Origin of the sequence: Pseudomonas sp. NY11955 (assembly GCF_048068035.1) — a bacterium.
Taxonomy (GTDB): Bacteria; Pseudomonadota; Gammaproteobacteria; order Pseudomonadales; family Pseudomonadaceae; genus Aquipseudomonas.
The window spans coordinates 71979-94250 of sequence record NZ_JBLUPS010000015.1 but is presented as its reverse complement, the minus strand read 5'-3'; the positions used below and the strand labels follow the sequence as shown (position 1 = coordinate 94250).

Here is a 22272-nt window from a genome sequence, read left to right as displayed (position 1 = left end):
GCTCCTTAAAAACCCAGGCTGGACAGCAGATCATCGACATCGTCCTGACCGGACACGACGTCTTCACGCTTATCGGCATGAATCTGCGGACCTTCACCCCGAGTCGGATGTTTTTCTCGATCTTTTTCTGCGCGCAATTGATCGTGGTCATGCTGAATGCCCGCAAAACGGTCGACCTGGCTAGCCATCAGCACCAGTTTCAGCAGGTTGCTTTCCACTTCGGTCACCAGGCTGGTAACGCGCTTGATCACCTGGCCGGTCAGGTCCTGATAGTCCTGGGCCAGCAAAATGTCATTGAGGTGGCCGGCGACCTTGCGGTTACCTTCAGCGCTGTGCGTCAGGAAACTGTCGACACGCTTGACCAGATCACGGAATTCCGGCGCAGCCACTTCGCGGCGCATGAAACGCTGCCAATCGGTACTCAAGGCCTTGGCCTCGCTGGCCAGGTCGTTGAGCACCGGGGTGCTTTCCTCGACCAGGTCCATGGTGCGGTTGGCCGCGCCTTCGGTCAGCTTGACCACATACGACAGGCGCTCGGTGGCGTCGGTAATCTGCGACACCTCTTCGGCTTGCGGTATGGTCGGGTCGATCTGGAAGCTGACGATGGCGCTGTGCAGCTCACGGGTCAGCTTGCCGACTTCCTGGTACAGGCCGCGGTCGCGGGTCTGGTTCAGCTCGTGAATCAGCTGCACCGCCTCGCCGAAACGGCCCCGCTCCAGGCTTTCGACCAACTCCTGGGCATGCTTCTTCAGGGTCGATTCGAACTCGCCCAAAGACGTTTGTGATGAATCCATGGCGCGCCCCCTGACGTGACTCAGCCGTTGACGCGTTCGAAGATCTTCTCGATCTTTTCTTTGAGCACCTGAGCGGTGAACGGCTTGACCACGTAACCATTGACGCCGGCCTGGGCCGCTTCGATGATCTGGTCACGCTTGGCTTCAGCGGTCACCATCAGTACCGGCATGCTTTTCAACTTGTCGCTGGCACGCACTTTACGCAGCAGGTCGATGCCGGACATGCCCGGCATGTTCCAGTCGGTCACCAGGAAATCGTAGTGGCCGTTTTCCAGCATCGGCAGCGCCGTGGTGCCGTCATCGGCTTCGTCGGTGTTGGTGAAGCCCAGGTCACGCAACAGGTTCTTGATGATCCGCCGCATCGTCGAAAAGTCGTCAACGATGAGGATTTTCATGTTCTTGTCCAATTAGACCTCCAAGCAGTCTCAAACGCGCTCGGCCTACCGAGCACGCACTCATTCAATTCGGTACAACGTGGAAAACGACTGCAACGACAGCGGGCTCAACGCGCCCGCCATTCCCCCAGGCGGCTGCGCAGACGCGCGGCACACTGGCTGTGCAACTGGCTGACCCGCGACTCGCTGACACCCAGCACCTCACCGATTTCCTTGAGGTTCAGCTCTTCGTCGTAGTACAGCGCCAGCACCAGGCGCTCGCGCTCCGGCAGGTTGGCGATCGCCTCGGTCAAGGCAACCTGGAAGCGCTCGTCTTCCAGGCCACGCGCAGGTTCGACATGGCCACTGGCGCCATCCTCATGCAGCCCTTCGTGCTCGCCGTCCTGCAACAGGTCGTCGAAGCTGAACAGGCGGCTGCCCAGGGTATCGTTCAAGATCCCGTAGTAATCATCGAGACTCAATTGGAGTTCGGCAGCAACTTCATGATCTTTAGCGTCGCGGCCCGTTCTGGCTTCAACCGCACGCATCGCGTCACTGACCATACGGGTGTTGCGGTGGACCGAACGCGGCGCCCAATCGCCTTTGCGCACCTCGTCCAGCATGGCCCCGCGGATACGGATGCCGGCGTAGGTTTCAAAGCTGGCGCCCTTGCTGGCGTCGTACTTGTTGGCCACTTCCAGCAGGCCGATCATGCCGGCCTGGATCAAGTCCTCGACCTGCACGTTGGCCGGCAAGCGCGCCAGCAAGTGGTAAGCAATGCGCTTGACCAGCGGGGCGTAGCGTTCGATCAGCTCATACTGGGCGTCTTTCGCCGCCCGGCTGTACATCTTGAAGCCGCTGGCGTTCATAGCACGGGTCCCGCGCTGGTGGGTTGCACCAAGCGCTCGACGAAGAACTCCAGGTGGCCGCGCGGATTGGCCGGCAGCGGCCAGCTGTCGACCTTCTGCGCAATCGCCTTGAAGGCCAGCGCACACTTGGAGCGAGGGAAGGCTTCGTAGACAGCGCGCTGCTTCTGCACCGCCTTGCGCACGCACTCGTCGTACGGCACGGCGCCCACGTACTGCAGGGCAACGTCAAGGAAGCGGTCGGTGACCTTGGTCAGCTTGGCGAACAGGTTGCGCCCTTCTTGCGGGCTCTGCGCCATGTTGGCCAACACGCGGAAACGATTCATGCCGTAATCGCGGTTGAGCAGCTTGATCAGGGCGTAGGCGTCGGTGATCGAGGTAGGCTCGTCACACACCACCAGCAGCACTTCCTGGGCGGCGCGAACGAAGCTGACCACCGAGTCACCGATACCCGCAGCGGTATCGATCACCAGCACATCGAGGTTGTCGCCGATTTCGCTGAACGCCTGGATCAGCCCGGCATGCTGGGCCGGGGCCAGGTGCACCATGCTCTGGGTGCCCGAGGCCGCCGGCACGATGCGCACACCGCCGGGCCCCTGCAGCATCACGTCACGCAGCTCGCAGCGCCCTTCGATGACATCGGCCAGGGTGCGTTTGGGCGTAAGGCCCAGCAACACGTCGACATTGGCCAGGCCCAGGTCGGCGTCCAGCAGCATGACCCTGCGGCCAAGCTCGGCCAGCGCCAGGGACAAGTTCACTGAAACGTTAGTCTTGCCGACGCCACCTTTGCCACCGGTCACGGCGATCACCTGTACGGGATGCATGCTACCCATGTCTGTTCTTTACCTTGTCTCGCTGGGACTCAGGCCACACGTAGGGCAATTCTGCGTGCCCCTTGGCATAGCTACTTTGCACACGCTTCATGCTCAACCCGCTCGCCGTGGGTTGTGATAGAGATCAGCGAACATGTCGGCCATGGCCTCTTCGCTGGGCTCGTCCTGCTGCTGCACATTCACCGCCCGGGTCACCAACTGGTGGCCCCGTGGCAGGTGCAGGTCGTCAGGAATGCGCGGGCCGTCGGTCAGGTAGGCCACGGGCAGTTCATGACTGATGGCAAGGCTCAGCACATCGCCAAGGCTCGCCGTTTCATCGAGTTTGGTCAGGATGCAGCCGGCCAGGCCACAGCGTTTGTAGCTGTGGTAGGCGGCGGTCAGCACCTGCTTCTGGCTGGTGGTGGCCAGCACCAGGTAGTTCTTCGCGGCAATGCCACGCCCGGCCAGGGTTTCCAGTTGCATGCGCAGCGCCGGGTCACTGGCCTGCAGGCCGGCGGTATCGATCAGTACCACGCGCTTGCGCAGCAGCGGCTCCAGCGCGGCGGCCAGCGACTGGCCCGGGTCGACGTAGGTCACCGGCACATTGAGAATGCGACCGAGGGTCTTGAGCTGCTCCTGGGCACCGATGCGGAAGCTGTCCATGCTGACCAGCGCCAGGTTCTGCGCGCCGTACTTGAGCACGTAGCGCGCAGCCAGCTTGGCCAGGGTGGTGGTCTTGCCCATGCCGGCCGGGCCGACCATGGCGATGACCCCGCCCTCCTCGATCGGCTCGATTTCAGGAATCTCGATCATCCGCGCCAGGTGCGCCAGCAGCATGCGCCAGGCCTGACGCGGCTCTTCGATCTCGGCGGTCAGGTCCAGCAATTCGCGGGCGATCGGCCCGGACAGGCCGATGCGCTGCAGGCGGCGCCAGAGGTTGGCCTGCTGCGGCTTGCTGCCCTGCAGCTGGGTCCAGGCCAGCGAGCCAAGCTGCACTTCCAGCAGTTCGCGCAGGCCCGACAGCTCGGAGCGCATGGCATCGAACAGACGCGGGTCGACCGGCGCGGCCGCCGGTGCGGCGACAGCCTCAGGCGCATCGACGTGCGGCTCGATCAGCGGTTCGGCGGCGGTCAGCGACTGCCCGGCGAACAGTTGGCGGTTGTTGTCGCTGCTGTCCTGGCGGTGGTCCAGCTCGGCCTGGGCAGTGGCGATGCGCGTATGGGTCTTGCGCAGCTCTTCTTCCAGCTCGGCGTTGGGCACACGTGGGGCCAGGGCGGACAGCTTGTAGTCCAGCGCGGCCGTCAGTTCGACACCACCGGCAATGCGGCGGTTGCCAATGATCGCGGCATCGGCGCCCAGCTCGTCACGGACCAGTTTCATGGCCTGACGCATATCGGCGGCGAAAAATCGCTTAACTTGCATTATCCACTACCTCAGCCGTTAGGGCCCACGGTGGCAACGATGGTGACTTGCTTGTTGTCCGGTATTTCCTGATACGCCAGAACATGCAAATTCGGTACAGCCAGGCGACCGAAACGCGACAGCATGGCGCGGATCGGGCCGGCGACCAGCAGGATGGCCGGTTGGCCCTGCATTTCCTGGCGCTGGGCCGCTTCGATCAGCGAACGTTGCAGCTTCTCGGCCATGCTCGGTTCCAGAAGAACACCCTCTTCCTGACCCTGCCCGGCCCTTTGCAGACTATTCAGCAAAATCTGTTCCAACCTTGGCTCCAGGGTAATCACTGGCAGCTCCGACTCAACGCCGACAATGCTTTGCACGATGGCGCGACACAATCCGACGCGCACCACCGCCACCAGCGCGGCGGTATCTTGACTCTTGCCGGCATTGTTCGCGATGGCCTCGGCAATACTGCGAATATCGCGCACAGGCACCTGCTCCGACAACAGCGCTTGCAGCACCTTGAGCAGCCCCGACAAGGAAATGACACCCGGCACGAGCTCCTCTGCCAGTTTAGGCGATGCCTTGGCCAACACCTGCAGCAGTTGCTGCACCTCTTCATGGCCGATCAGCTCGTGGCAGTGCTTCTGCAGAATCTGGTTCAGGTGGGTGGCCACCACGGTGCTGGCGTCGACCACGGTGTAGCCCAGCGACTGCGCCTGCGAACGCTGGCCGACGTCGATCCACACGGCTTCCAGGCCGAACGCCGGGTCGCGCGCGGCAATGCCGTTGAGGGTGCCGAACACCTGCCCCGGGTTGATCGCCAGCTCGCGGTCCGGGTAGATCTCCGCCTCGGCCAGGATCACGCCCATCAGCGTCAAGCGGTAGGCACTGGGTTGCAGGTCGAGGTTGTCACGAATATGCACGGTGGGCATGAGGAAACCCAGGTCCTGCGACAGCTTCTTGCGCACGCCCTTGATCCGCGCCAACAACTGGCCGCCCTGGTTGCGGTCGACCAACGGGATCAGCCGGTAGCCGACCTCCAGGCCGATCATGTCGATCGGCGTGACGTCATCCCAGCCCAGCTCCTTGGTTTCCAGCGCACGCTGTGGCGAAGGCAGCAGGTCCTGCTGGCGCTGCGCCTCTTCCTGGGCCTTGGCCTTGACCTGTTGCTGCTTCTTCCACACCAGGTAGGCGCCGCCACCGGCCAGAAGGCCGAGGCTGAGGAACGCCACATGCGGCATGCCCGGCACCAACCCCATGACGATCATCAGCGCACCGGACACCGCCAGGGCCTTGGGCGAATCGAACATCTGCCGATTGATCAGCTTGCCCATGTCCTCGGAGCCCGAGGCACGGGTGACCATGATCGCAGCGGCGGTGGACAGCAACAGTGATGGCAATTGCGCCACCAAACCGTCACCGATGGTCAGCAGGGCGTAGACCTTGCCGGCGTCGCCGAAGCTCATGCCGTGCTGCAGCATGCCGATCAGCATGCCACCAATCAGGTTGATGAACAGGATCAGCAAGCCGGCGATGGCGTCGCCGCGCACAAACTTGCTGGCACCGTCCATCGAACCGTAGAACTCGGCCTCCTGGGCCACTTCGGCACGGCGGTGCTTGGCCTGGGCCTGGTCGATCAGGCCGGCGTTGAGGTCGGCGTCGATAGCCATCTGCTTGCCGGGCATGGCGTCGAGGGTGAAACGCGCGCTCACTTCCGAGATACGCCCGGCGCCCTTGGTCACTACCACGAAGTTGATGATCATGAGGATGGCGAACACCACGCCACCGACCACGTAGTTGCCGCCGATCACCACCTCACCGAACGCCTGGATCACCTTGCCGGCGGCGCCATGGCCTTCCTGGCCATGCAGCATGACCACGCGCGTGGAGGCCACGTTCAGCGCCAGCCTTAGCAACGTGGCCACCAGCAGGATGGTGGGGAAGGCAGCGAAGTCGAGCGGGCGCAGGGCATACACACAGACCAGCAGGACCACGATCGACAGGGCGATGTTGAAGGTGAAGAACACGTCGAGCAGGAACGGCGGTATCGGCAACATCATCATTGCCAACATCACCAGCAGCAACAGCGGCACACCCAGGTTGCCCCGGCCGAGCCCGGCCAGGTTGTTACGGGCGTTGCTGATTAACTGAGTGCGATCCACCGCGAGTCCTCTTGATGCAAAACTTTGACGCCCAGGGGGCGCCTGGGCGTGGCTTTGCAAGAAGCCTTCCAACTTTGCATGGTGGGTGCTCGCCTTGAGATTTTTTGCGCCCTTGAGATCGAGCGCCGCCCGCGCGGCGCATCGCGAGCAAGCTCGCTCCTACATCTGTTTCGGGCCAGTAACGCCTGCGGCAGGCGCGCGCGACCGCCCGGTTTGTACCACGCGATATCGCGCCATGCGCCAAGGCGTTCGCGCGCAAATCCCACAGGCAAAACTGGCCCGAAACAGATGTAGGAGCGAGCTTGCTCGCGATGCGCCGCGCGGGCGGCGCTCGATCTCACAGGCACTGCAAAACCACCGACAAGCCCATCAGCTGTCGCGGCGCAGGTCCGGCGGGATCGGCAGGTCGTCGTTGAGCGGCTCGGGCCGCTTGCCCTTGCCAGCGCGGTACTGGCGGATCTGGAACACATAGGCCAGCACCTGCGCCACCGCCAGGTACAAGCCCGCGGGAATTTCCTGCTCAAGCTCGGTGGAGTAATAGATCGCCCGCGCCAGCGCCGGCGATTCGAGAATCTGGATCTTGTGCTCCACGCCAATTTCGCGAATTTTCAACGCCATGAAGTCGCTGCCCTTGGCCAGCAGCAACGGCGCCGCACCACCCTTCTCCGGGTCGTACTGCAAAGCCACCGCATAGTGCGTCGGGTTGGTGATGATCACGTCGGCCTGCGGCACCGCCGCCATCATGCGCCGCTGCGACACCTCGCGCTGCAGCTGACGAATGCGCTGCTTGACCTCCGGCTTGCCCTCGCTGTCCTTGTACTCGTCGCGCACTTCCTGCTTGGTCATCTTCATTTTCTTGTGCGTCTGGTACAGCTGGAACGGCACGTCCGCCGCGGCGATCAGCAACAGCCCGGCCGACATCCACAAGGCACTCCAGCCCACCACCTGCAGGCTGTGAATGATCGCCTGCTCCAGCGGCTCATTGGCAATCGACAGCAAGGCCTGACGATCGTTGGACAGCACCACCACCGCCACGATCAGGATCACGAAGAACTTGGCCAGCGCCTTGAGCAGCTCGGTCAGGCTGTTCATCGAGAACATGCGCTTGATCCCCGACAGCGGGTTCATGCGGCTGAATTTTGGCTGCAGCAGGCTACCGGAGAACAGGAAGCCACTGAGGGCGATGGGGGCCACGAAGGAAATCACGAACAGCAGGATCAAAACCGGCTGCACGGCCCATATCGCCATCTTGCCCGAGGCCAGCAGGAAGGCACCCATGGCCCGCTCGTCGACGATGATCTCGCGGGTCAGGCTGAAGTTCATGCGCATCATGGTCAGCAACGTCTCGGCCAGATGGCCGCCGAACGCCAACAGGCCACCCGCGCCAGCCAAGGTCACCGCCACCGTGTTCAGCTCCTTGGAGCGGGCGATCTCGCCTTTCTCGCGCGCATCGCGTTTGCGCTTTTCGGTGGGGTCTTCTGTCTTGTCCTGACCGCTCTCGCTTTCCGCCATGCTCAGCGCGCCCTCGCCAGTTCACGCAGCCATTGCAGCGCTTCGCTGGCCAATGCCTGGTAATGGGACAACACATCGGCCAGGCCGACCCAAAAGATGAACATGCCCAGCACCAAGGTGAGCGGGAAGCCGATGGAGAAGATATTCAGCTGCGGCGCGGCACGGGTCATCACGCCAAAGGCGATGTTCACCACCAGCAAGGCGGCGATCACCGGCAAAATCAACAGCAGGCCGGCGGCGAACACCCAGCCCATGCGCCCGGCCAGCTCCCAGAAATGGTTGACCATCAGCGCACTGCCCACCGGCAGGGTGGTGAAGCTTTCGGTCAGCACCTCGAACACCACCAGGTGGCCGTTCATCAACAGGAACAGCACACTCACCAGCATGGTCATGAATTGGCTGATCACCGTGACGTTGACGCCGTTGGCGGGGTCGACCATCGAGGCGAAGGCCATGCCCATCTGCACCGCGACGATCTGCCCGGCAATCACGAAGGCCTGGAACAACAGCTGCAAGGCCAGGCCGAACAGCGCGCCGACGATGATCTGCTCGGCGCACAGCAGCAAACCGCGCAGGCTCAGCGGGTCGAACTCAGGCAGCGGCGGCAGTGCCGGCACGATCACCACGGTAATCGCCACCGCCACGTACAGGCGCACCCGCGCCGGCAACATGCGAGTACCGAAGATCGGCATGGTCATCAGCACCGCCGTCACCCTGAACAGCGGCAGGATGAAGGTGGCGACCCAGGTGCCGATCTGCGTGTCGGTCAGCTCCAGCATCGGCGCATCAACCAATGAGCTGCGGGATGTTGGTGTAGAGGGTGGTGATGTACTCCATGAACTTCTGCACCAGCCACGGCCCGGCGACGATCAGGGTAATCAGCATCACCAGCAGGCGCGGCAGAAAGCTCAAGGTCTGTTCGTTGATCTGCGTGGCAGCCTGGAACATCGCCACCACCAGGCCCACCAACAGGCTCGGCACCACCAGCACAGCGACCATCAGGGTGGTCAGCCAGAGGGCATCACGGAACAGGTCGACAGCTACTTCAGGTGTCATCGGCGGCTCTCCTTGACGGCGTCAGACGCCGCCGAAACTGCTGGCCAGGGTACCCATGATCAGCGCCCAGCCATCGACCAGCACGAACAGCATGATCTTGAACGGCAGCGAGATGATCAGCGGCGACAGCATCATCATACCCATGGCCATCAGCACACTGGCCACCACCATGTCGATGATCAGGAACGGGATGAAGATCATGAAACCGATCTGGAACGCCGTTTTCAGCTCGGATGTGACGAACGCTGGCACCAGAATGGTCAGCGGCACCTGGTCGGGGCCTGCGATGTCGGTACGCTTGGACAAGCGCATGAACAAGTCGAGGTCGCTTTGCCGGGTTTGCGCCAACATGAAGTCCTTGAGCGGGCCCTGGGCTTTGTCGATGGCCTGCTGGGCAGTCATCTGCTCTTTCAGGTAGGGCTGCAGGGCGTCCTGGTTCACCCGGTCGAACACCGGGGCCATGATGAACATGGTCAGGAACAGTGCCATGCCGGTCAGCAGTTGGTTCGACGGTGTCTGCTGCAAGCCCAGGGCCTGGCGCAGAATAGAGAACACGATGATGATGCGGGTGAAGCTGGTCATAAGGATGACGAACGCCGGGATGAAACTCAGCGCAGTCATGATCAGCAGGATTTGCAGGCTGACCGAATATTCCTGCTGCCCGTCCGGGGTATTGGACAGGGTAATGGCCGGGATCGACAGTGGGTCGGCGGCCAGGGCCAGCGGCGCGGCCAGCAGCAGCGCCAGAGTCAACAACGTACGCAGCGCGCCGCTCATCACTTGTTGTCCTTAGGGTCCTTGCCCATCAGCTCCATCAGCCGTTGGGCAAACTCCGGCGCCGCCTGACGGGCGCTTGCCGGCACTTCCACGGGTTCGGCCAGCACATGCAGGGCCTCGATGCTGCCGGGGCTATGGCCGATCAGGATCTGCTCCTTGCCCACCTGCACCAGCAGCAGGCGATCACGCGGGCCGATGGCACGGCTGCCGACGATCTCGATCACCTGCCCACCCTTCACCGCCGTGCTCTGCAGGCGCCGCAGCAGCCAGGCCAGGAAGAAGATCAGGCCCACGACCAGCAGCAGGCCGAAGACCATCTGCGCCAACTGCCCACCGAGGCTGCCTGGTGCCGCTGCCGGGGTCGCCGCCGGCGTGGCCGCAGCCAGGCAGGCGTGGCTGGCAAGCAGTGCCGCAAGCGCCGCGATGGCGCGCATCGTGCCCTTCACTCAGCGCAGCTTCTTGATACGTTCGCTGGGGCTGATCACGTCAGTCAGGCGAATGCCGAACTTTTCGTTGACCACGACCACTTCGCCATGGGCGATCAGCGTGCCGTTGACCAGCACATCGAGTGGCTCGCCGGCCAGGCGGTCGAGCTCGATCACCGAACCCTGGTTGAGTTGCAGCAGGTTGCGAATGTTGATCTCGGTGCTGCCCACTTCCATGGAGATGTTCACCGGGATGTCCAGGATCACGTCCAGGTTCGGCCCTTCGAGGCTGACGTTTTCGTTCGGCTTTGGCGAGCTGGCGAACTCTTCCATCGGCAGGCGGCCCGGGCCGCCAGCGCTACCGGAGTCACCGCCCAGCAGCGCATCGATGTCGGCCTGCCCGGCCGAGCCGGTTTCTTCAAGGGCCGCAGCCCACTCATCGGCCAGCGCCTGGTCCTCTGCGGAGGTGATCTCGTTTTCGTTAGCCATGGTTTCCTCGACAGGCATTCAATTCGTTATGAGCGACCGGCACGCCATCAACGGCGTTCGATCGGGTCGATGATCTGCAGGGCCAGGTTGCCCTTGTGCGAACCCAGGCGCGCCTTGAACGCCGGCACGCCGTTGGCGCGCAGCACCAGGTGCTCGGGCAGCTCCACCGGGATCACGTCACCCGGCTGCATGTGCAGGATGTCACGCAGCTTCAGCTGACGCCGGGCGACCGTGGCGGTCATTGGCACGGCCACGTCCAGCACGTCCTCGCGCAAGGCCTTGACCCAGCGCTCGTCCTGGTCGTCCAGGTCGGACTGGAAGCCGGCATCGAGCATTTCCCGCACCGGCTCGATCATCGAGTACGGCATGGTCACGTGCAGGTCGCCGCCACCGCCGTCCAGCTCGATGTGGAAGGTGGACACCACCACCGCCTCGCTGGGGCCGACGATGTTGGCCATGGCCGGGTTGACCTCGGAGTTCATGTACTCGAAGGTGACCGGCATGATTGCCTGCCAGGCCTCCTTGAGGTCGACGAAGCACTGATCCAGCACCATGCGTACCACGCGCAGCTCGGTCGGCGTGAACTCACGGCCTTCGATCTTGGCATGACGGCCATCGCCACCGAAGAAGTTGTCCACCAGCTTGAACACCAGTTTGGCGTCGAGGATGAACAGCGCGGTACCGCGCAGCGGTTTGATCTTGACCAGGTTGAGGCTGGTCGGCACATACAACGAGTGCACGTATTCGCCGAATTTCATCACCTGCACGCCACCCACGGCCACGTCGGCGGAGCGGCGCAACAGGTTGAACATGCTGATGCGGGTGTAACGGGCGAAACGCTCGTTGATCATTTCCAGGGTCGGCATGCGACCCCGCACGATACGGTCCTGGCTGGTCAGGTCGTAGCTTTTGATGCTGCCAGGCTCGGATGCACTTTCGGTCTGCACCAGCCCGTCGTCGACGCCGTGCAACAGGGCATCGATTTCATCCTGGGACAGCAGGTCCTGTACGGCCATTGCGGACTCCTACTGCAATACGAAATTGGTGAACAGCAACTGGTCGATGACCGGCTTGCCGACTTCCTTCTGCGCTACTTCCTGGACCACCGCGGTGGCCTTCTGGCGCAGCATCTCCTGCCCGACCGGGCTGCTGGCGAGGGTGTCGAAGCCTTGCCCGGAGAACATCATCACCAGGTTGTTGCGGATCACCGGCATGTGCACCTTGAGTGCATCCAGGTCGGCCTGGTTACGCGCCTGCATGGTGATGCTCAGCTGCATGTAGCGCTGGCGGCCGTTCTGGTTGAAGTTGACCACGAAGGCCGGGGTCAGCGCCTCGTAGATGGCCGCAGGCTTGACGTTGCCGGCCGCAGCCTCGGCGGCCGGGGCCGGCTCGCTCTTGTGCATGATGAACCAGGTAGCGCCCACCGAAAGGCCGATCGCCAGCAACAGGCCTACGACGGCCAGCAGGATCAGCTTGAGTTTGCCTTTAGTGGCGGGGTCTTTGACTGCTTCGCTCTTCGCCATGCCAATAATCCGTCGTCCATCGGGGGTTCAAGGGAGGATGGCTTGGCTTGAGCAAGTGTTATGCCAGATTTCGTCTTGCGAGATGTTGCGCTTGTGAGATCGAGCGCCGCCCGCGCGGCGCATCGCGAGCGAAGCTCGCTCCTACATTTGTTTCGGGCCAATTATTCCTGTGAAGGTCGCGCGCGCGCCCTTTGCGTATGGCGCGATATCGCGTCGTACAAACAAGGCGGTCGCGCGCGCCTGCCACAGGCGATACTGGCCCGAAACAAATGTAGGAGCGAGCTTCGCTCGCGATGCGCCGCGCGGGCGGCGCTCGATCTCACAGACACCAAAAAACCCGAGCCATACACCCGGCATCAGGCGTAATAATCGACCGCGCTGTCGCCGATAACCACCTGCTGCTCCACAGGCCGCACACTGTCGGCAACCTCACCCCCTCCCTGTTCGCCCCGGCGCGCCGCCACCCCGGACAGATTGCTGCCCTGCGCCTGCCCCTGCTGCTGTTGCTGCCCGCGCGACTGGTCGGCCACGTTCACATCCGGCTGCGCCAGCCCTTGCTGGGCAAACAGTTCGCGCAGGCGGTGCACCTGGCTGTCGAGGGCATCCCGCACGCCGGCGTGGCCGCTGATGAAGGTCACCTGGGTGGCCTGGTCCGCCGCAACATTGACGCGAATGTCCAGGCGGCCCAGCTCTGCGGGCTCCAGCTGGATATCTGCCGACTTGAGGTTCTGGCTGGACAGGTACATGACCCGATTGACCAGGCCTTCGGCCCAGGCATTCTGATTCATCGGCAACGGTTGATGCAGCGGGCTGGCATTGGCCGGCACGGCGTTGGCGGTCTTGGCCGTGGCGGCCTGGGTCAAACTGGCCAGACGGTTGGCGAAATCATCGACACGGGTGTCGCTGCTGGCACTCTTGGTGTCCTTCAAACCATCTTCGAGCAAGGCACCAAAGGCCTTGTCACCGGATTCGGTGCTATCGCCCTCGGCATTCTCGACCAAATTCGCCAAGGTATTGACGGCTGCCCGCCCCTCTTCGCCCTGGGCCTGGGCGGGGTCCAAGGCATGTGCCGAAGTAGCGCCCTTGGCCTGAGCACTGTGCTCCAGCGCCAAGCGCAGGGTCGGCAGGTTGGCCAGGGGGTCTGCATCCGGGTCGAAAGCTTCCTCGGCAGAGGGCTCTTCAGGCAACGTTGCGGCAACCTGGGTTTGCGCGGTGGCGGCCTGCAGCACGGGTGCCACCGTCTCGGCCTGGGCCTGGATCAGTTGCGCGCCGGGCTGGGCATCGGTGACCTGGCCGGCCACCAAGCTGGCATCGCGCAACCCGGTGTCAGCTTGAGCCGCATCGTCCGCAGGCAATTTGTTGCCGTCATCGGCAACCGCCGTTTTGTCAGCCGGGTCTTTCTTGCCGCTCGCGGCCGTTTCAGGTTTATCCTTGGGCTTGGCTTGGGCGAGCTTGTCCTCCTGCCCGGCAACCTTGTCGCGCCCTTGCCTGGCCATCACCTGGCCAAAGCCGTCACCCTTGCCGCCCAGTGCCTGCAACGGTTTGTCCGCCTGCACGGCGGCCGAACGCGAGGTGTTGGTAACGCCATTGGCTTGCAACAAGGGGTTGGGTGCGACAGGCATCGAGCGGTCTCCGCGCCAGAAACAAAAAAATCATCCGGGCAGAGACAGGCAAGACTCGCGCCAACTCGCGTATCAGCCTGCGGAAATACGCTGTTGCTCACCACGGTAGAAGCGTTGCACCTCGACGAACTCCAGGTCGATACGGCGGATCAGGTCCTCGATGCCGTACAGCGGGGGCCGCCGCGCGCGCTCTTCCAGCTGCTGACACAGGTTGGCCAAGGCCACTGCGCCCATGTTGCTGCTGCTGCCCTTGAAACTGTGAGCGGCGGCGCCGAGTTCTTCGGCACTTTTGGCCGCGTGCAGTTGACCCAGGCGCCGCTCGGAGTCGTCGAGAAAGGTTTGTACCAACTGCAGGTAGCCGTCTTCCATGACTTCACGCAGGTCACTGAGTACCTTGTGGTCAATATGCAGGTCAGTCACTTGTTCACTCCTTGATCAAGCCAGATTATGCCCGAGCCAGCCCGTGGCTCACCATACGAACGCCACATGCGCGCAACGCCCACCCTCACTCCAGCGCGCGTCGCTGGCCAGCCGCCGCACCAGGTTCAGACCGCGACCGCTCAGCCCCTGGTCCCGCGAGGGCCGCGCAAGCACCCGCTGCACATCGAAGCCGGCACCGCTGTCGCGGACCTGAATCATCAGACGGCCACCGTCGCCATGGGGTTCAACCTTGAAATCGATGCTTACAAAGCCGTCGGTCAGCGAGCCCAGCCGCCGGGCGCGCTCCTGATAATAGTCGGCAAAGCCCTGCACATCGCGCTTGAGCTGAGAATCCAGGCCCAGCACGCCATGCTCCAGGGCGTTGGAGTACAACTCGCTGAGCACACTGTGCAGGTTGCCGGTACGCGCGCGCAGCCCGTGAATCTCTTGCAACAACTGCACCAGGTACGGCACCGGGTTGAAGCGCTTCAGGCTCTCGCCTCGCACCTCGAAGCCTAGCGACCAATCCAGTGGGCTGGAGCGGCCGCTATCAGAGTAGATCATCGGCGCCGGTACGCGCTCCTCGGCAGTGAACATACGAATATCACACAAGCTGATGTCGTCGCGCGGGCGCCCGCCAAAGCGCTCCAGGGCCTGCATCAGCTCATCGAACAAGCGGGCCGGCTCACGGTTGTCGGCCAGCACCGCGCGCAGGCGCTTTACGCCAAACAGGCGCTCCTGGTCGTCGGCGGTATCGAGCACGCCGTCCGACAGCAGCAATAGGCGCTCGCCCGGCGCCAGCGGCAGCACCTCGGTGCTGTCATCGAAGCGCTCGGCAGCCAGAATGCCCAGCGGCAGGTGCCGCGAACTCAGCGTCGACAATACCTGGCCATCCACCGACAGGCGATAGCCATCAGGCATGCCGCCATTCCACACCTCCACCGAGCCACGCTGCATGCTCAGGTTGAGCAGCAATGCGCAGCAGAACATGTCCACCGGCAGGATGCGTTTGAGCTTGGCGTTCATCTCCCGCAGGATCTGTGCCATGCCGTAGCCCTTGGCGGTCATGCCGTAGAACACCTCGGCCATTGGCATGGCGCCGACCGCCGCCGGCAAGCCGTGGCCGGTGAAATCGCCGAGCAGCACGCGCATGTCGCCGGCCGGGGTGAATGCCGCCAGCATCAGGTCGCCATTGAACAGCGCGTAGGGCGATTGCAGGTAGCGGATGTTGGGCGCGGAAAGGCAGCCGGAGTGGGCCACCTTGTCGAACACCGCCTTGGCCACCCGCTGCTCGTTGAGCAGGTGGTGATGGTGCCGGGTGATCTGGTCGCGCTGCTCCAGCACGGTGGCCTGCAACCTGCGCAGGCGGTCCATGGCGCGTATCTTGGCCGCGAGGATCACTGCGCTGTAGGGCTTGGCCATGAAGTCATCGCCGCCGGCCTCCAGGCAGCGCACCAGGCCCTCCTCCTCGTTCAGCGAGGTCAGGAAAATGATCGGCACCAGCGCTTCGCCAGCCAAGGCCTTGATCCGCCGTGCCGCCTCGAAGCCGTCCATTACCGGCATCAACGCATCCAACAACACCAGTTGCGGGCGCCGCTCGATGAACAACGCTACCGCCTGCTCGCCGTTTTCCGCGGTGACTACCTGGTGGCCCTGGCGACGAACGATCTGTGCGAGCAGCAGGCGGTCGGCGGCGCCGTCTTCGGCGACCAGCACGGTCAATGCCTGTTCGACCGGCATGTCGGTGCTCAACTGATATCGAAGAGTTTTTCGAAATTGGAGATAGCGAGGATCTTGCGCACGTCGGAGCTGGCATGTACCACGCGCACATCCGACTCATCGCCGCCCGCGTGATCGCGCAGCAACAGCAGCATGCCGAGCGCGGAACTGTCGAGGTAGGTGGTGTCCTTCAGGTCAACGACCACCGAATCGGGCCGGTTGGGCTGGCGCTCGTAGGCGTCACGAAACTCCTGGTGCTTGCCGAAATCGAAGCGCCCCTTGATCTTGATCGTCAGCTTTTTCCCGTCCTGCGAAAAATCAGTCTCGACTGCCATGCTAGCGATTCCTTCGATGATGGCGGATGCAACTCCTTAAAGGTTTAGCAGGCGATACCGGGGGTAGCAAGCCGCGACCTGGAGGCAGGCCAGGCTCTTGTGTAGGAGCAGCCTTGTGCTGCGAAGAGGCCAGTGCATGGAGGGAAGTTATCGGCACTCGCCACTGGCCTCTTCGCAGCACAAGGCTGCTCCTACAGGCCAGTGTCAGATTCAGAGGTGGTTCTGCCGCGGCAGGCGCTGGGACAGCTCGTCGAGCAACCGCTGCTCGCGCTTGTCTTCAGCGCGCCGGGCCTCATCCATGTAGCGCTGCACCAGCTTGCGCAAGCCCTCGACCCGGGCATAGGCCTGCTGCCAGACACCACGGGCGTTGTTGAGGTTGTTCTGGTGCCAGACCAGGCTCTGGCGCTGCTGGGTCATGGCCGTTTCCAACTGCCCGAGAAAACGCTGGTAGTTGACCAACCAGCTGCCATTGACGCCCTGCCCGCCGCGGTTGATCCACTGCAACTGGTAATCCTCGCGAAAGCGTTCCAGCTCGGCCAGCTTGGCCTGGGCCGTGGCCACCTGCTGCTGGAAGTGCCCAAGGCGCTGGGCGGCCTTGCGCTCGGCCTCTTCGGCCATGTCCACCACCGGCGCCAGGCGCGCGGCGCGACCGGGCAGCGCCATGGCTTATCAGCCTGCCGGGGGCGTGAAAATCGCCCCCAGCTGTTCGCGACTTTGCGCCATGCCCACGTTCTCGCGCAGCCCTTGGCGCAGAAACTCCACCAACTTCGATTGCAAGGCGATGGCCAGGTCGGTCTCCGGATCACCGCCAGCCACGTAGGCACCCACGCTGATCAGGTCGCGGCTTTGCGACAGGCGTGACCACAGCTGCTTGAACTTCTGCGCCTGACGCAAATGATCGGCATCGACCACTTGCGGCATGACCCGGCTGATCGACGCTTCGATGTCGATGGCCGGGTAATGGCCTTCCTCGGCCAACCGGCGCGACAGCACGAAGTGGCCATCGAGCACACCCCGCGCCGAGTCGGCGATCGGGTCCTGCTGGTCGTCGCCCTCCGACAGCACGGTATAGAACGCCGTGATCGACCCACCGCCCGGCTCGCCATTGCCCGCCCGTTCCACCAGCTTGGGCAGTTTGGCGAACACCGATGGCGGGTAACCGCGGGTGGCCGGCGGCTCGCCGATGGCCAGGGCAATTTCCCGCTGGGCCTGGGCGAAACGGGTCAACGAGTCCATCAGCAACAGCACATTCTTGCCTTTGTCGCGGAAGTACTCGGCGATACGCGTGCAGTACATGGCGGCACGCAGGCGCATCAGCGGCGCATCGTCGGCCGGTGAGGCCACCACCACCGAGCGCTTGAGGCCCTCTTCACCGAGGATATGCTCGATGAATTCCTTCACTTCGCGGCCCCGCTCACCAATCAGCCCGACCACGATGATCTCGGCTTCGGTGAAGCGGGTCATCATGCCCAGCAGCACCGACTTACCCACGCCAGTACCGGCAAACAGGCCCAACCGCTGGCCACGGCCGACGGTAAGCAGGCCATTGATGCTGCGAATGCCCACGTCCAGCGGCTTGCTGATAGGGTCGCGGTTGAGCGGGTTGATCACCGGGCCGTCCATCGGCACCCAGTCCTCGGCCTTCATCCCGCCCTTGCCATCCAGCGCGCGGCCGGCACCGTCGAGCACGCGGCCCAGCATGCTCATACCCATGGGCAGGCGGCCGCCGTCATCCAGCGGCACCACCCGCGCCCCTGGCGCAATACCGACGATGCTGCCCACCGGCATGAGGAACACCTTGGGCCCGGCAAAGCCCATGACTTCAGCCTCGACCTGTACCGGGTGGTAACTGTCGTCGTTGATCACCAGGCAACGGCTGCCTACTGCGGCGCGCAGGCCTTCGGCTTCCAGGGTGAGGCCGACCATGCGCAGCAGACGGCCTTCGACGGTAGGCTGGACCGGCAGCGCGATGGCCTCGGCGTAGCTGCCCAGGCGCTTGCCGAAACTGGTGCGATCAAGGCGCATCAGGGTCGCCCACAGCGCGCTCTACCGGAACATCCAGGTCTACCGACAGGTCTGGTGCCGCGGGGTGCAGGGAATGGTCGTGCAACTGGTCGAACAGTTGTGCAACAGCCTTCTCGATACGCGTTTCCATGCTCGCGTCGATGCGGCTATGGGCAGTCTCGATACGGCAGCCACCCGGCAGCAGCGCGCTGTCTTCCAACAGCCGCCAGTTTTCTTCGTGGCGTTCGCGCAGGGCCTTGGCCAGCTCGAAATCCTGCGGGTTGAGGTGGATGCGGATATTGTCCGCACCCATGGGCAGCAGCTTGAGCGCTTCGCGCAGCACTTGGGTGATCTGGCTGGAATCGTTGCGCAGCTCGCGGCCGATCACCTGGCGCGTCATGTGCGCCACCAAGTGCACCAGCGACTTCTCGATGTGCGTGTCCTGCTCGGCGATCGGCTCCATCAGGTTGGCCATCAGCCGCTCAAGGCTTTCCAGCTTGGCCTTCAGGGCCTCCTCGGCTTCCTGTCGAACCTTGAGCTGAGTGCTGTGGAAACCCTCGCGCTCACCGGTGGCGAAGCCCTCGTTGTAGGCCTCCTGGCGGATGGCTTCGAGTTCTTCCAGGGTCAGCGGCTGGACTTCTTCCAGCGGCACTTCCTCGACTTCTTCCTCGATGACTTCGGGCTCAGGCTCTGGTTCGGGCTCAGGCTCTGGTTCCGGGTCGAAGCTGGGCAGCGCCCACACGTCCACGCCCTCTAGGTCGCAGGCGCGGATCAGGTCGCTGGGATGATGTTCTTTGGTGGACATTGAAATGCCTGTTGGTCAAAGCGTGAAGCTTGCCGCTTAAATCATTTCCTCGGCGCCCTTGCCACCGAGCACGATCTCGCCGGCCTCAGCCATGCGGCGGGCGATGGTGAGGATTTCCTTCTGCGCCGTCTCCACGTCGCTGACCCGTACCGGCCCCTTGGCCTCCAGGTCGTCGCGCAGCAACTCCGAAGCACGTTTGGACATGTTCTTGAAGATCTTGTCCTTGACCCGCTCGTCGGCGCCCTTGAGCGACACCACCAGCACGTCGGACGACACTTCGCGCAGCAGAGCCTGGATACCGCGGTCGTCGACGTCGGCCAGGTTGTTGAAGACGAACATCAGGTCCTCGATCTGCTCCGACAGGTCGCTGTCGATTTCGCGGATCGCGTCCATCAGCGCACCTTCCACGGAGCTATCGAGGAAGTTCATGATGTCGGCAGCACGCTTGATACCACCCAGGGTGGTGCGCGCGGCGTTGGAGTTGCCCGAGAACTGCTTCTCGAGAATCTGGTTCAGTTCCTTCAGCGCCGCTGGCTGTACGGTGTTCAGCGACGACACGCGCAAGACGATGTCCAGGCGCACTTTGTGGTCGAAGTTGCTCAGCACTTCGCCGGCCTGGTCAGGGTCGAGGTAGGCCACCACGATGGCCTGGATCTGCGGGTGCTCGTAGCGGATCACGTCGGCCACGGCGCGTGGCTCCATCCACTTGAGGCTGTCCAGGCCGCTGGTGTTGCCGCCAAGCAGGATGCGGTCGACCAGGCCATTGGCCTTGTCCTCGCCCAACGCCTGGTTGAGCATCTTGCGGATGTACGCGTCAGAACCCACGCCCAGGCTGGTCTGGTCGCCGACGATGTCGACGAACTCGCTCATTACCTGTTCGACCTGGTCACGGTGCACATTGCCCATCTGCGCCATGGCCACACCCACCCGCTGCACTTCCTTGGGCCCCATGTGCCGCAGCACCTGGGCCGCATCGGTCTCGCCCAGCGAGAGCAGAAGGATCGCCGCCTTGTCGACGCGGCTCAGCTTGGCGGTAACGGCTCGGTTATCACTCATCGGCGTTGATCCAGTCTTTCACGACCTGGGCGACACGGCCCGGGTCTTCGGCCACCAGGCCTTTGATTGCGTTGAGCTGTGCCTCGTAACCCTCGCTCGGGCTAGGCAGCAGAATGCTTGTCGGGCCACCCAGGCTGACGCGGTCGTTGGCCAGTTCGCCATCCAGACCCATCATGCCGCCCAGCTCCATGTCGCTATCCGAGGCAGCCTGCTTGCCGCCCCCTGTAATGTTGTTCAACACCGGGCGCAGTACACCGAACACCAGCACCAGGATGAACACCACGCCCAACACCTGCTTGACGATGTCCCAGAACCACGGCTGCTGGTAGAAGGCGATGTCGGCGATTTCTTCGCCACGGTCAGCGGCGAACGGCACGTTGATTACCGTCACGCTGTCGCCACGGCTGGCGTCGAAGCCAACGGCGTCCTGCACCAGGCGGGTAAAGCGTGCCAGATCCTCGGCGGCCCACGGCGCACGGGTGGCGTCACCGGTGGCCGGATCGAGCTTGACCTGGTCGTCCACCACCACCGCCACCGACAGGCGGGTCATGCGCCCTTGCTGCTGGCGAGTGTGGCTGATGGAGCGGTCCAACTCGAAGTTCTTGGTGCTTTGCTGACGTTTATCCGACGGGTACGGCGCGAGCATCGGCTGGCCGGTGGCCGGGTCCATGATCTGTTGGCCGTTGGCATCCACCAGCGGCTGGCCAGGCTGAATGGCCGCAGCCGGGGTGGCGGCGCCACCGGTGGTCTGCGGTGCCGAAGCAGCGCCGGGCGGCTGGTTGCTCAGGGCACCGGGCACACCTTGCGGGCCTTGGCTGCTGGCGCGCTGTTCGTCGACCGACTGCTCGCTGCGCAGCGCCGGCTGGTCGGGGTTGAACTGTTCGGAAGTGGACTCGACCGCACTGAAGTCGAGGTCGGCGGACACTTCGGCCTTGTAGCGGTCGTTGCCCAGCACCGGCTGCAGGATATTGTGCACACGCTGGGTGAGCATGCTTTCCACCCGGCGGCTGTAGTCGAACTGCTTGCCGGCCTGGGTCAGCGAAGAGTCCTGGATCTGCTCGGACAGCAGGTTGCCCTTCTGGTCGACGACGGTGACCTGGGACTTGTCCAGCTCCGGCACACTGGTGGCGACCAGGTTGACGATGGCCATCACCTGCCCGGCTTCCAGGCCGCGGCCTGGGTACAGCTCGACCAGTACCGAGGCGCTGGGCTTGCGCTCGTCGCGCACGAACACCGAGCTTTTCGGAATGGCCAGGTGCACGCGCGCGGCCTTGACGTTGTTAAGGCTGGAAACGGTACGCGCCAACTCGCCTTCCAGGCCGCGGCGGTAGCGGGTGGCTTCCATGAACTGGCTGGTGCCCAGCCCCTGCTCCTTGTCGAGCAGCTCGAAGCCGACATTGCCGTCGCTCGGCGCCACACCCGCGGCTGCCAGTTTCAGGCGCGCACGGGAGAGGTCGTCGGCCTTGACCAGCAGTGCACCCGAGTTGGGCTCCACGTTATAAGGGATGTCAGCAGCGGCCAGGGTGTCCATGACCTGCTTGGTGTCCATGCCCGACAGGCTGCCGTACAGCGGACGGTAATCGGGTTGTTGCGACCACAGTACCACGGCAAAGCCGATGGCCACGCTGGCCGCCAAGCCGACCATGAGGCCGATCTGGCGCAGCATGGGCATCTGCGCGATGTTTTCCAGAAACGCCATGCCGAATAGCGGCGGTTTGGCCGCTGGCGAGCCAGCCTTGGCGGGGGCGTTTTCGACGACTGCTTCAGCCATGGGTTACATCCGTCCTCAAACCGGCATCTGCATGATGTCCTGGTACGCCTGGACCAGCTTGTTGCGTACCTGGGTCATGGCCTGCATCGACACGCTGGCCTTTTGCGAAGCGATCATCACGTCGGTCAGGTCGACGCCGCTCTTGCCGATTTCAAAGGCGTTGGCCAGCTGGGTCGAGGCCTGCTGCGTCTCATGCACCTTGCCGATGGCCTGGCCGAGCATGTCGGCGAAGGTACTTTGCCCAGGCGCCAGCTCGGGCGCGGCGGTGACCTTGGGCAGCGACATGGCATCGGCCTGCATGGCCCGCATGTCCAACATCAGACGATTGAATTCAACACCTTGGCTCATG

The 22272-nt window shown here is 63.6% G+C and carries 24 protein-coding genes; all 24 read right to left on the bottom strand.

Going from position 1 to position 22272, the window contains the following annotated elements; all coding sequences use genetic code 11:
- Positions 1 to 5: 5 nt before the first annotated feature.
- A complete protein-coding gene (locus tag ACNFBR_RS23780; protein ID WP_416737053.1) occupies positions 6 to 794 on the bottom strand; it encodes a protein phosphatase CheZ in 789 nt (262 codons plus the stop codon).
- Positions 795 to 814: 20 nt separating this feature from the next.
- Positions 815 to 1189 (bottom strand): chemotaxis response regulator CheY, encoded by a 375-nt coding sequence (locus ACNFBR_RS23775; RefSeq protein WP_010955070.1) that lies wholly within the window; start codon positions 1187 to 1189, stop codon positions 815 to 817.
- Positions 1190 to 1296: 107 nt separating this feature from the next.
- Positions 1297 to 2037, bottom strand: coding sequence for an RNA polymerase sigma factor FliA (gene fliA, locus ACNFBR_RS23770; protein WP_234228935.1), 741 nt, complete (start codon positions 2035 to 2037; stop codon positions 1297 to 1299).
- Entirely contained in the window at positions 2034 to 2867 is an 834-nt protein-coding gene (gene fleN / locus ACNFBR_RS23765) for a flagellar synthesis regulator FleN (RefSeq protein WP_003254408.1), read from the bottom strand. Before fleN ends, fliA begins: the two co-directional genes overlap by 4 nt.
- A 93-nt stretch (positions 2868 to 2960) precedes the next feature.
- Positions 2961 to 4268 carry a flagellar biosynthesis protein FlhF gene (gene flhF, locus ACNFBR_RS23760; RefSeq protein ID WP_416737052.1) on the bottom strand — a complete coding sequence of 436 codons (1308 nt, stop codon included), beginning with the start codon at positions 4266 to 4268 and terminating at the stop codon, positions 2961 to 2963.
- An 11-nt stretch (positions 4269 to 4279) separates the two neighbouring features.
- A complete protein-coding gene (flhA, locus tag ACNFBR_RS23755; RefSeq protein ID WP_012273494.1) occupies positions 4280 to 6409 on the bottom strand; it encodes a flagellar biosynthesis protein FlhA in 2130 nt (709 codons plus the stop codon).
- A gap of 369 nt (positions 6410 to 6778) precedes the next feature.
- On the bottom strand, positions 6779 to 7921 hold the full coding sequence (flhB, locus tag ACNFBR_RS23750) for a flagellar biosynthesis protein FlhB (protein WP_416737051.1): 1143 nt from the start codon (positions 7919 to 7921) through the stop codon (positions 6779 to 6781).
- A 2-nt stretch (positions 7922 to 7923) separates the two neighbouring features.
- Positions 7924 to 8700, bottom strand: coding sequence for a flagellar biosynthetic protein FliR (gene fliR, locus ACNFBR_RS23745; protein WP_416737050.1), 777 nt, complete (start codon positions 8698 to 8700; stop codon positions 7924 to 7926).
- Between the two features lie 7 nt (positions 8701 to 8707).
- The gene (gene fliQ / locus ACNFBR_RS23740; RefSeq protein WP_012273497.1) at positions 8708 to 8977 is read right to left on the bottom strand and encodes a flagellar biosynthesis protein FliQ; all 270 of its coding nucleotides are present in this window, start codon (positions 8975 to 8977) and stop codon (positions 8708 to 8710) included.
- A gap of 21 nt (positions 8978 to 8998) precedes the next feature.
- Positions 8999 to 9754, bottom strand: a complete 756-nt coding sequence (gene fliP, locus ACNFBR_RS23735) for a flagellar type III secretion system pore protein FliP (protein WP_003254415.1) — start codon at positions 9752 to 9754, stop codon at positions 8999 to 9001.
- The gene (fliO, locus tag ACNFBR_RS23730) at positions 9754 to 10188 is read right to left on the bottom strand and encodes a flagellar biosynthetic protein FliO (RefSeq protein ID WP_416737049.1); all 435 of its coding nucleotides are present in this window, start codon (positions 10186 to 10188) and stop codon (positions 9754 to 9756) included. Before fliO ends, fliP begins: the two co-directional genes overlap by 1 nt.
- A gap of 12 nt (positions 10189 to 10200) precedes the next feature.
- Entirely contained in the window at positions 10201 to 10668 is a 468-nt protein-coding gene (fliN, locus tag ACNFBR_RS23725; RefSeq protein WP_416737048.1) for a flagellar motor switch protein FliN, read from the bottom strand.
- A gap of 47 nt (positions 10669 to 10715) precedes the next feature.
- A complete protein-coding gene (gene fliM, locus ACNFBR_RS23720; protein WP_416737047.1) occupies positions 10716 to 11684 on the bottom strand; it encodes a flagellar motor switch protein FliM in 969 nt (322 codons plus the stop codon).
- A 9-nt stretch (positions 11685 to 11693) separates the two neighbouring features.
- Positions 11694 to 12191: a flagellar basal body-associated protein FliL gene (fliL, locus tag ACNFBR_RS23715; protein WP_416737046.1), complete on the bottom strand. Its 498-nt coding sequence runs from the start codon at positions 12189 to 12191 to the stop codon at positions 11694 to 11696.
- 356 nt (positions 12192 to 12547) lie between these two features.
- Positions 12548 to 13813, bottom strand: coding sequence for a flagellar hook-length control protein FliK (locus ACNFBR_RS23710; protein ID WP_416737045.1), 1266 nt, complete (start codon positions 13811 to 13813; stop codon positions 12548 to 12550).
- A gap of 72 nt (positions 13814 to 13885) precedes the next feature.
- Entirely contained in the window at positions 13886 to 14233 is a 348-nt protein-coding gene (locus ACNFBR_RS23705; RefSeq protein WP_416737044.1) for an Hpt domain-containing protein, read from the bottom strand.
- Positions 14234 to 14281: 48 nt separating this feature from the next.
- Positions 14282 to 15973 carry a SpoIIE family protein phosphatase gene (locus ACNFBR_RS23700; protein WP_416737043.1) on the bottom strand — a complete coding sequence of 564 codons (1692 nt, stop codon included), beginning with the start codon at positions 15971 to 15973 and terminating at the stop codon, positions 14282 to 14284.
- Positions 15974 to 15981: 8 nt separating this feature from the next.
- The gene (locus ACNFBR_RS23695) at positions 15982 to 16287 is read right to left on the bottom strand and encodes an STAS domain-containing protein (protein ID WP_015271215.1); all 306 of its coding nucleotides are present in this window, start codon (positions 16285 to 16287) and stop codon (positions 15982 to 15984) included.
- 210 nt (positions 16288 to 16497) lie between these two features.
- On the bottom strand, positions 16498 to 16950 hold the full coding sequence (fliJ, locus tag ACNFBR_RS23690; protein ID WP_416737042.1) for a flagellar export protein FliJ: 453 nt from the start codon (positions 16948 to 16950) through the stop codon (positions 16498 to 16500).
- A gap of 6 nt (positions 16951 to 16956) precedes the next feature.
- Positions 16957 to 18312 (bottom strand): flagellar protein export ATPase FliI, encoded by a 1356-nt coding sequence (fliI, locus tag ACNFBR_RS23685; protein ID WP_416737041.1) that lies wholly within the window; start codon positions 18310 to 18312, stop codon positions 16957 to 16959.
- On the bottom strand, positions 18302 to 19096 hold the full coding sequence (gene fliH, locus ACNFBR_RS23680) for a flagellar assembly protein FliH (protein WP_416737040.1): 795 nt from the start codon (positions 19094 to 19096) through the stop codon (positions 18302 to 18304). Before fliH ends, fliI begins: the two co-directional genes overlap by 11 nt.
- 36 nt (positions 19097 to 19132) lie before the next feature.
- On the bottom strand, positions 19133 to 20152 hold the full coding sequence (gene fliG / locus ACNFBR_RS23675) for a flagellar motor switch protein FliG (RefSeq protein ID WP_003254434.1): 1020 nt from the start codon (positions 20150 to 20152) through the stop codon (positions 19133 to 19135).
- Positions 20145 to 21923, bottom strand: coding sequence for a flagellar basal-body MS-ring/collar protein FliF (gene fliF, locus ACNFBR_RS23670; RefSeq protein WP_416737039.1), 1779 nt, complete (start codon positions 21921 to 21923; stop codon positions 20145 to 20147). The genes fliG and fliF overlap by 8 nt, the downstream gene beginning before the upstream one ends.
- A 15-nt stretch (positions 21924 to 21938) precedes the next feature.
- A complete protein-coding gene (fliE, locus tag ACNFBR_RS23665; protein ID WP_003254438.1) occupies positions 21939 to 22271 on the bottom strand; it encodes a flagellar hook-basal body complex protein FliE in 333 nt (110 codons plus the stop codon).
- Between the last annotated feature and the right edge of the window lies 1 nt (position 22272).